The following is an 8739-nucleotide window of genomic DNA, read 5'->3' as shown; positions in this document are numbered from 1 at the left end:
GGGGGGGGCGGCGGCCCTGCGGGCGCCCCGCGCCCTGCTGTCCGCCCCCGGCGGGCGGCTGTGCGCCCGCCCGCCCCCGGGGCGGGCGGGCCCGCCCTCGGTGCCACCGGGCCGGTGGCGGAGCCGAGCGAGGAGAAGGGTCGACCGGGCGGCTGAGCGACGGGGGAGCACCTCAGCCGCCCGGAGTCGATGGGACGGGCCCGGGTTCAGGCCGGGCCCGTCCCTGCTCTGTCAGGCCTTGGCCAGTTCCTTCTCGCTGCCCGGCTCGGGGACGGCGTCCTCGGCGGCGGCGTCGTCGTCGTGGTCGAGGAGGGTCTTCTCGTCGAACGGGAGCTGCCCGGCGAGGACCTGGTCGACCCGCTCGCGGTCGATCTCCTTCGTCCAGGTGCCGATCAGCACCGTGGCGACGGCGTTGCCCGCGAAGTTGGTCAGGGCGCGCGCCTCGCTCATGAAGCGGTCGATGCCGACGATCAGGCCGATGCCGTCCACCAGGGCGGGCTTGTGCGACTGGAGGCCGCCCGCCAGGGTGGCGAGACCCGCACCGGTGACACCCGCCGCGCCCTTCGAGGCGACCAGCAGGAACAGCAGCAGCGGGATCTGCTCACCGACCGACATCGGCGTGCCCATGGCGTCGGCGATGAACAGGGACGCCATGGTCATGTAGATCATGGTGCCGTCGAGGTTGAAGGAGTAGCCGGTCGGGACGGTGATGCCGACCACCGGCTTGCTGATGCCCAGGTGCTCCATCTTCGCGATCAGACGCGGCAGCGCCGACTCGGAGGAGGAGGTGGACAGGATCAGCAGGAACTCACGGCCGAGGTACTTGAACAGCGTGAGGATGTTCAGTCCGGCGACGATCCGCAGCAGCGCACCGAGCACGATGAAGATGAAGAGCACGCAGGTGACGTAGAAGCCGAGCATCAGCACCGCGAGGCTCTTGAGCGCCTCCACGCCCGCGGAACCGGTGACCGCGGCGATCGCGCCGAAGGCACCGATCGGGGCCGCCCACATCACCATGGCGAGGATGCGGAAGACGAGCCGCTGGATGTGCTCGATACCGCGCAGGATCGGCTGGCCCGCCGAGCCCATGGCCTGCAGCGCGAAGCCGGCGAGCAGGGCGATCAGCAGGGTCTGCAGGACCGACTCATTGGTGAAGGCCGAGACGATCGTGGTCGGGATGATGCCGAGCAGGAACTCGGTGGTGTCCTTCGCCTCCGCGTCGACCTGCGCGTGACCGACCTCCTTGACCGCGTCGGTCACGGCCAGGCCCGTGCCCGGCTCCACGATGTTGCCGACGACCAGGCCGATGCCCAGCGCGACCAGCGACATGATCGTGAAGTACACCAGCGCGATACCGCCGACCGCGCCGACCTTGGCGGCCTTCCGCACCGAGCCGATACCGAGGACGATGGTGCAGAAGATGATCGGCGAGATCATCATCTTGATCAGGTTCACGAAGCCGGTGCCGATCGGCTTCAGCTCCACCGCGAAGTCCGGTGCGACCAGACCCACGGTGATGCCGGCGGCGACCGCGATGATCACCGCGATGTACAAATAGTGGGTCCGGTCCCGCTTGGCTTTGGGTGCGGCAGGTGCCCTATCGGCTGCGCTGGTCACGGCGGCCCTCCTTGACGACGTCGTCGGCCTTACCGGCGTGCGGCTCACGTCCGGGGGTTCTAGGGGAATGCCGTGACTATCTCCCGCCGTGTGAGGGCGGTCACCCTTCCGTTCATTTAGTTCACAATCAGCCACGAGGCAGACTGACGGCATGCACGTCCACGTCCCCCGCCCCCGCAGCCTGGCCGCCCAGCTCTTCGCCATGCAGGCCGTGCTGATAGCGGTGGTCGTCGCCGGATACGCGCTGTTCACGTACGTCAGCGACCGCAGCCAGGCCGAGGACGCGGCGCGCCGGCAGGCCCTGGCCGTGGCCCGCTCGGTCGCGGACTCGCCCTCGGTGCGGGAGGCGATCGGCACCTCCGACCCCACGGCCGAGCTCCAGCCGTACGCGCTGCGGGTCATGCGCGACACCGAGGTCGACTTCATCACGATCATGAACCCGCAGGGCATCCGCTGGACCCACCCCCGCCCGGCGGAAATCGGCCAGCGCTTCCGCGGCCACATCGAGCCCGCTCTGAAGGGCGAGCCCTTCACGGAGACCTATACGGGCACGCTCGGCCCGTCCATGCGCGCGGTCACTCCCGTCAAGGACGACAACGAGCGGGTGATCGGACTGGTCAGCGCCGGCATCAGGGTCGAGGAGATCACCAAGCGGGTGCAGGCCCAGCTGACGGCCCTGCTCGGCGTCGCGGCCGGCGCGCTCGCGCTGGGTGCGGTCGGCACGTACGTGGTCAATGCCCGGCTGCGCCGCCACACGCACGGCATGAACGCGGCCGAGCTGAGCCGGATGCACGACTACCATCAGGCCGCGCTGCACGCCGTACGCGAAGGGCTGCTGATGCTGGACGGGCAGTACAAGGTGGCACTCATCAACGACGGCGGGCGGGAGCTGCTGGGCGTGGCCTCCGAGGAGGACGTGATCGGCCGGTCCGTGGCCGAAATGGGACTGCCGGCGCCGCTGACGGGGGCACTGCTGTCGTCGGAGCCGCGGGTGGACGAGGTGCATCTGACGGCGGACCGGGTGCTGGTGGTGAACACCTCGCCGGTGTCGGGCGGTGAGCGCCGGGGCACGGTGGTGACCCTGCGCGATGTGACCGAACTCCAGTCCCTGATGGGCGAGTTGGACTCCGAGCGCGGCTTCACGCAGGCGCTGCGCTCGCAGGCGCACGAGGCGGCGAACCGGCTGCACACGGTGGTGTCGCTGATCGAGCTGGACCGGGCGGAGGAGGCGGTCGACTTCGCCACCGCCGAGCTCGAACTCGCCCAGGCGCTCACCGACCAGGTGGTGGCGGCGGTCAGTGAGCCGGTGCTGGCCGCCCTGCTGCTGGGCAAGACGGCGCAGGCGAACGAGCGGGGCGTGGAACTGGTGGTCTCGGAGGACAGCTGCCTGGACGACGGCCTGCTGCCGCCGTCGCTTCCCGCGCGGGACCTGGTGACCATCCTCGGCAACCTGATCGACAACGCGGTGGACGCGGCGCAGGGAAGCGTACGGGCGCGGGTGACGGTGACGGCGTACACCGAGGGCGACGCGGGCGGTGAGCTGGTCCTGCGGGTGTCGGACACGGGAGCGGGCGTGGATCCGGCGCACGCGGAGGCGGTGTTCCAGCGCGGCTTCTCGACGAAGCCGGCGGGGCCGGGCGGGCGGGGGCTGGGCCTGGCGCTCGTACGGCAGGCGGCGACCCGGCACGGGGGGACGCTGGCGGTGGCGGTGGCCGACGGAGGCGGGGCGGAGTTCGAGGTGCGGTTGCCGTTGGGGGACGGCCAGAAGAACCGCGCCCAGGAAAACGTGGGCGCCGTCGCGAGAAGCACGGTCCCCGGAGGCGACGTATGACCGAGCAGCAGCCCATCCGCGTCCTCGTCGTGGAGGACGACCCCGTCGCCGCCGACGCACACGTCATGTACGTCAACCGCGTCCCCGGTTTCACGGCCGTCGGCAAGGCCCACACCGGCGCGGAGGCCCGCCGCGCGCTGGAGCGCACGCCCGTCGACCTGCTGCTCCTCGACCTGCACCTGCCGGACGTGCACGGCCTCCAGCTGGCCCGCTCGCTGCGTGCCGCCGGCCACCAGGCGGACGTGATAGCGGTGACGTCGGCACGGGACCTGACGGTCGTACGGGAGGGCGTCTCGCTGGGTGTCGTCCAGTACGTCCTGAAGCCCTTCACCTTCGCGACCCTGCGCGACCGGCTCGTGCGGTACGCCGAGTTCCACGCGGCGGCGGGCGAGGCGAGCGGCCAGGACGAGGTCGACCGGGCACTGGCGACCCTGCGGGCACCGGGCCCGGCGGCACTGCCGAAGGGCCTGAGCGGGCCGACGCTGGAGCGGGTGACGGGAGCGCTGCGGGAGGCGGAGGAGGGGCTGACCGCGGCGGGGATCGCCGAGGCGGTGGGCATCTCCCGGATCACGGCCCGGCGGTATCTGGAGCATCTGGTGGAGGCGGGTAGAGCCGAGCGGGCGCCTGTGTACGGGCAGGTGGGGCGGCCGGAGTTGGTTTATCGGTGGGTCCGGGGGGTGGTGGGGCGGGGGCGTTGAGGGGACGTGTCGTCGAGATCGGCGGCCCAGGTGCGGGCTTGGGCGGCTTCGTCCGGGGCGTCGGCGCGGGTGAAGGCGTCGGCGGCAGCCAGCGCAACCGGCCATCGGCCGCCCTCGCCCACCGGTGGTAGAACCCCAGCACCCGCTCCCGTGCCGCCTCCCCCTCCTCCCTCAAACCCGCATCCCCCGCTACCACACCCAGCCCGAACGCACGCACCAGGTCATGCAACCGCCACCGCACGCGCCCGCTCGCCCGCTCGACGAGGTGCGCACGGGCCAGCGCCTTCAGGTCACGCACCGGAGCGGCGTCGGCTCCGACCAGCGCGGCGACGACCTCGTCGCTCACTTCAGGCCCCGGCGCCAGGGCGATCAGGCGCAGGAGGTGGGCCTGCTCGGGCGGCAGGCGGCGGTAAGAGAGGTCGAAGGCGGCGCGGACACTGCGGTCGCCGTCGTCGAGGGGATCGAGCTGGTCGTGCGACGCGGCGAGTTCACCGACGAGTTCCGCGACCGGCTTGTCGGGGTCCTCCGCCAGCAGCGCGGCCGCGATCTGGAGGGCCAGCGGCAGGTGTCCGCAGAAGGCGGCGAGCCGCTCGGCCGCGTCGGCGGCCTCCCTGACGCGGCTGTCGTGGGGGTCGGCGATCCTCAGGGCGAGGTCGAGGAGTTCGTACGCGGCCTCGGGTGTGAGCTGGTCCAAGGGCACGAGACGCGCCCCCAGTTGGGGCAGACGGTCGCGGGATGTGACCAGGACGCGGTGGCGGGTGTCGCCGGGGAGGAGTGGGCGGACCTGCTCCGGCGACGAGGCGTTGTCGGCCAGGATCAACGCTGCGCCGCGTTCCCTCGCGCGCTCGGCGAGAACCGAACGGTAGAGGGCCGCGCAGTCGTCGGCCGCGGCGGGGATGTGCTCCGGCGGGCCCCGAGGGCCCGCAGCAGGGACTGGAGTGCCTGGTAGGCGGTGATCGGCTCCTTGTCGTACCCGTGCAGGTCGACGAAGAGCACACCGCCCTGGAACCAGCCTTTCCCACAGGCCAGGTGCGCGGTTTCGACGGCGAGCGCTGTCTTGCCGATGCCGCCGAGGCCGGACACGGCGGCAACGAGGACCGCCGGGGACTCCGCCGACGGCACCCCGTCCGGATCCAGGGCGCGCAGCAACGCCGCCGTCTCGTCCTCCCGGCCGGTGAATCCGCCGGACCTCGGCGGCAGAGCGGCCAGCGCCTCGGGTACGGCGGCTCCGCCCTGCTGGATCACGACCTGTACGCCGACCACCTCGCGCAGAACACCCCGCCCCGGAAGTCGGCGTGGTCGCCGTCGTACCAGGATGCCCCGCTGCCCGGCGCGTACCGCTCCATGGCCCGCGCGACGGCACCGGCACCCTGCGGATCGGCGGCGAGCAGGTCGGCCACGGCCTCGCCCCACTCCCGTACGGCTTCCCGCCGTGCCGGGTCTGTCATCGCCTCGGCGATTTCCCAGGCGGATGCCCCTGGACCCAGCCCCACCGCCCGCGCCAGCTTCTCCACCGCCCGGCGTCCGAGATCCCCGCCCGCGCCCTCGGCCAGGGCCGTCAGTAACGCCGTTTCCATCCGCCCGTTCCCTACCCCGTGCTCGCCCCCGTCGGTCAGCTCGTGACCGTACGTCAAAAGTAGGGCGCGTCAGACGGAAGTTCACGCCCCCTTCGCGTACCACACGACCTGTGAAGCAAGCCCGGCCACGGCGATCGCCTCCAGCACCGACAGGGCGACGAGCAGCCCGCCACCACCGCCGTCCACCCAGAACACCACCAGCGCGGCCAGCGGCACGGCGCAGAACGCCGTCAGATCCACCACCATCTGGACGGCCTTCCGGGACCTGCGCCGCTCGTCCCCGCGGTGCGCGGTCTCCCAGCCGAACGCCTCGAAGCCGCCGCCCGGTTGGGCCAGCGCCGCAAGGCGAGGCCCGAGAGCCTCACGTACGTATGTACCCATCGCGGAGATCTTCTCGTCGTTCACGAGGTAGGTCCACCCGAGCACGACGCACACCGGCGGCAGCGCGAGCAGCATCGAAGCCTGTTTGGCCTGCGCGGCCGCGGCGATGACGGCGGCGACGACGGCCAACGTCACGTAGAGCAGGTTGTCCCGGAATCCGATCCGGGTCTTCTGCTCGTCCTTGACGCTCTGGTACTCGGCGAGCAGCAACTGCCCGACGGTGACGTCCTGTTCCGGCACTCGATTCCCTTCCCCCGGCGTACCTTATGAGTGTGCCGGAGACCCAGCCCACTGTTCTCGTCCTGACCGCACTCCCCCTCGAATACGCCGCCGTCCGCGCGCACATCGAGGAGCGGGAGGAGCTCGTCCACCGCGACGGAACCCGAGTCGAACAGGGCCGACTGCCCGGCACATCCTGGCACGTCGCCGTCGCCGAACTGGGTATGGGTGCCGAGCGGGCCGCCGCTCTCACTCACCTCACAGCTCATCAACTGGCTGCATCCCGAGGCCGTGTTCTTCGTCGGTGTCACCGGCAGCCTGAAGGACGACGTCGGGATCGGCGACGTCGTCGTGGGCACGCAGGTGTACGAGATCCACGGCGGCAAGCAGACACCAGAGGGTTTCCTGGTCCGGCCGAAGGCCCTGCCGGGCTCGCACGCGCTGGAACAGGCGGCCCGTTCCGCCGTGCGGGACATGCCCGACGTCCGGGCGCACTTCATGCCGATCGCCACGGGTGACGTCGTCCTCGCGGACGCCGAATCCGAGATTGCCCGGTTCGTCCGCGGGAACTACAACGACGCACGCTTATACCCGGGCCAACGTCTCGGACCGAGCCGCCCGCGCCCGTACCCGCGCCGGCGAACTACCGGAATGACCCCCGGCCCTCACCCCACCCCCGCATACGCCCGAGCCCCCCGCCAAGGCACCACCGCCAACACCCGCGTCCCACCCCCGGGCTCACACCCCCGAACCCCCACTCCCACTCCCCCTCACCCGCCCGCACCACGCACCCGAGCACCACAACGCCGCCCGCCTCCGCGCGTCGCAGGCCGCACCAGCCGGGGATGGGAGGGGGCTCCCCGGGGCGTACGGCGTGCCGGACGGCACAGACACCCGCGGCCTGCGACGGCTTGCCTGGCGCGGAGCCGCCCCCACCCAATATCCGCCGCACACGCATTGACCTGACTAGACCACTCCTCTTACGTTCACCGGGCAGCCATCCCGGCCACAACGAAGTGAGCCCGCAGGAGGTCATGCCCGTGCGCCCCACCGCCGTACTCCCCTCACTCCTCGCCGCCACTCTCGCCGCCACCGCCCTCACCGCCTGCGGCAGCGGCTCCGGCAGTGACCCGGACACCGTGAAGGTCTCCTTCAAGCAGTCCACGGACAACTCGATCCACGTCATGGACGATTACCTCGCCGGCATCAAGAAGCAGTTCGAGAAGGCCAACCCCGGCAAGAAGGTCGACTTCGTCCCCATCAAGGCCCCGGACTCGGAGTACTACACCAAGCTCCAGCAGATGCTCCGCTCCCCCAAGACGGCCCCGGACCTGGTCTACGAGGACACCTTCCTCATCAACTCGGACATCACCAGCGGGTACTTGAAGCCTCTCGACCCCTACCTCGCCAAGTGGCCGGACTGGAACCAGTTCATCGACACGGCGAAGGCCGCCGCGAAGGGCGAGGACGGCAAGACGTACGGCGTGCCGGACGGCACCGACACCCGTGGCCTGTGGTTCAGCAAGGACACCTTCGCCAAGGCCGGGCTGCCCGCCGACTGGCAGCCGAAGACGTGGGACGAGGTCCTGGACGCGGCCCGGGCCATCAAGGAGAAGGTCCCGGGCGTCATTCCCCTGAACGTCTACACGGGCAAGCCGGTCGGCGAGGCCGCCACGATGCAGACCTTCGAGATGCTGCTTTACGGCACCGGCGACGCGAGGAGCGCCGACCCCCTCTACGACCGCGCCTCGAAGAAGTGGGTCACCGGCGGTCAGGGCTTCAAGGACGCCCTGACCTTCGTCGAGACCGTCTACAAGGAGAAGCTCGGCCCGGACGTCTCCGACGCCCTGGACCCCAACGTGATGACCCGGGTCCGTGGCGAGTGGCTGCCCAAGGGCAAGCTCGGCATCGCCCTCGACGGCTCCTGGCTGCCGCAGGACTGGCTGCCCGGCAGCGGTCACGAGTGGCCCGAGTGGTCGAAGGAACTCGGCCTCGCCGCCATGCCCACGCAGAACGGCCAGGCCCCCGGCAAGGTGAGCATGTCCGGCGGCTGGACCTGGTCGATCCCGGACAAGGCGGCCAACCCCGACCTCGCCTTCGAGTTCATCAAGACCATGCAGACCAAGGCGAACGCCCAGAAGTGGTACATCGCCAACTCCGGTATCGCGGTGCGCAAGGACGTCGCGGACGATCCGGCGTACGCCAAGGCCCAGCCCGGCATCGAGTTCTTCACCGACCTGGTCGCGAACACCCACTACCGGCCCGCCTACCCGGCGTATCCGAAGGTCTCCACCGCCATCCAGGAGGCGATGGAAGGCGTGACGACGGGCGACATGTCGGTGACCGAGGCGGCGAGCGGGTACGACGACGCCCTCAAGGACGTCACGGACAACCAGGTGGTCGAGAAGTGAGCGGA

Annotated in this window: 7 protein-coding genes and 1 pseudogene; 4 read left to right on the top strand and 4 right to left on the bottom strand. The window is 71.0% G+C overall.

The features are described from left to right. Window positions 1-231: 231 nt before the first annotated feature. A complete protein-coding gene (locus ABT063_RS47950; RefSeq protein WP_351067769.1) occupies window positions 232-1617 on the bottom strand; it encodes a cation:dicarboxylate symporter family transporter in 1386 nt (461 codons plus the stop codon). Between the two features lie 151 nt (window positions 1618-1768). Here ABT063_RS47950 and ABT063_RS47945 point away from each other — a divergent pair, with 151 nt between their 5' ends. Both ABT063_RS47945 and ABT063_RS47940 read left to right on the top strand, forming a co-directional pair. Next, a complete protein-coding gene (locus ABT063_RS47945) occupies window positions 1769-3448 on the top strand; it encodes an ATP-binding protein (protein WP_351067768.1) in 1680 nt (559 codons plus the stop codon). After that, window positions 3445-4146 (top strand): response regulator, encoded by a 702-nt coding sequence (locus ABT063_RS47940; RefSeq protein WP_351067765.1) that lies wholly within the window; start codon window positions 3445-3447, stop codon window positions 4144-4146. The genes ABT063_RS47945 and ABT063_RS47940 overlap by 4 nt, the downstream gene beginning before the upstream one ends. An 816-nt stretch (window positions 4147-4962) precedes the next feature. Here the strand turns inward: ABT063_RS47940 and ABT063_RS47935 are convergent. The 3 genes from ABT063_RS47935 to ABT063_RS47925 all read right to left on the bottom strand — a co-directional run bounded on the left by ABT063_RS47935 (window position 4963) and on the right by ABT063_RS47925 (window position 6344). After that, window positions 4963-5409: an ATP-binding protein gene (locus ABT063_RS47935; RefSeq protein ID WP_351067763.1), complete on the bottom strand. Its 447-nt coding sequence runs from the start codon at window positions 5407-5409 to the stop codon at window positions 4963-4965. Next, window positions 5388-5723, bottom strand: coding sequence for a hypothetical protein (locus tag ABT063_RS47930; protein WP_351067761.1), 336 nt, complete (start codon window positions 5721-5723; stop codon window positions 5388-5390). Before ABT063_RS47930 ends, ABT063_RS47935 begins: the two co-directional genes overlap by 22 nt. Window positions 5724-5804: 81 nt before the next feature. Further along, the gene (locus ABT063_RS47925; RefSeq protein ID WP_351067759.1) at window positions 5805-6344 is read right to left on the bottom strand and encodes a hypothetical protein; all 540 of its coding nucleotides are present in this window, start codon (window positions 6342-6344) and stop codon (window positions 5805-5807) included. A gap of 26 nt (window positions 6345-6370) precedes the next feature. Here ABT063_RS47925 and ABT063_RS47920 point away from each other — a divergent pair. After that, a pseudogene (locus ABT063_RS47920) lies at window positions 6371-6905 on the top strand (5'-methylthioadenosine/S-adenosylhomocysteine nucleosidase); the annotation flags it as partial. A gap of 452 nt (window positions 6906-7357) precedes the next feature. Next, complete coding sequence (locus ABT063_RS47915) at window positions 7358-8734, top strand: extracellular solute-binding protein (RefSeq protein WP_351067757.1); 1377 nt, start codon at window positions 7358-7360, stop codon at window positions 8732-8734. Window positions 8735-8739 lie beyond the last annotated feature (5 nt).

The sequence above is a fragment of the Streptomyces sp. NPDC002838 genome, from assembly GCF_040295365.1.
Lineage (GTDB): Bacteria > Actinomycetota > Actinomycetes > Streptomycetales > Streptomycetaceae > Streptomyces.
This window is presented reverse-complemented; position numbering and strand designations above follow the sequence as displayed.

What these genes read in the sequence shown, in the direction of transcription:
- ABT063_RS47945 (WP_351067768.1), top strand. Translation starts at nt 1,769, where the DNA reads ATGCACGTCCACGTCCCCCGCCCCCGCAGCCTGGCCGCCCAGCTCTTC.
- ABT063_RS47940 (WP_351067765.1), top strand. Translation starts at nt 3,445, where the DNA reads ATGACCGAGCAGCAGCCCATCCGCGTCCTCGTCGTGGAGGACGACCCC.
- ABT063_RS47930 (WP_351067761.1), bottom strand. Translation starts at nt 5,723, where the DNA reads ATGGAAACGGCGTTACTGACGGCCCTGGCCGAGGGCGCGGGCGGGGAT.
- ABT063_RS47915 (WP_351067757.1), top strand. Translation starts at nt 7,358, where the DNA reads ATGCCCGTGCGCCCCACCGCCGTACTCCCCTCACTCCTCGCCGCCACT.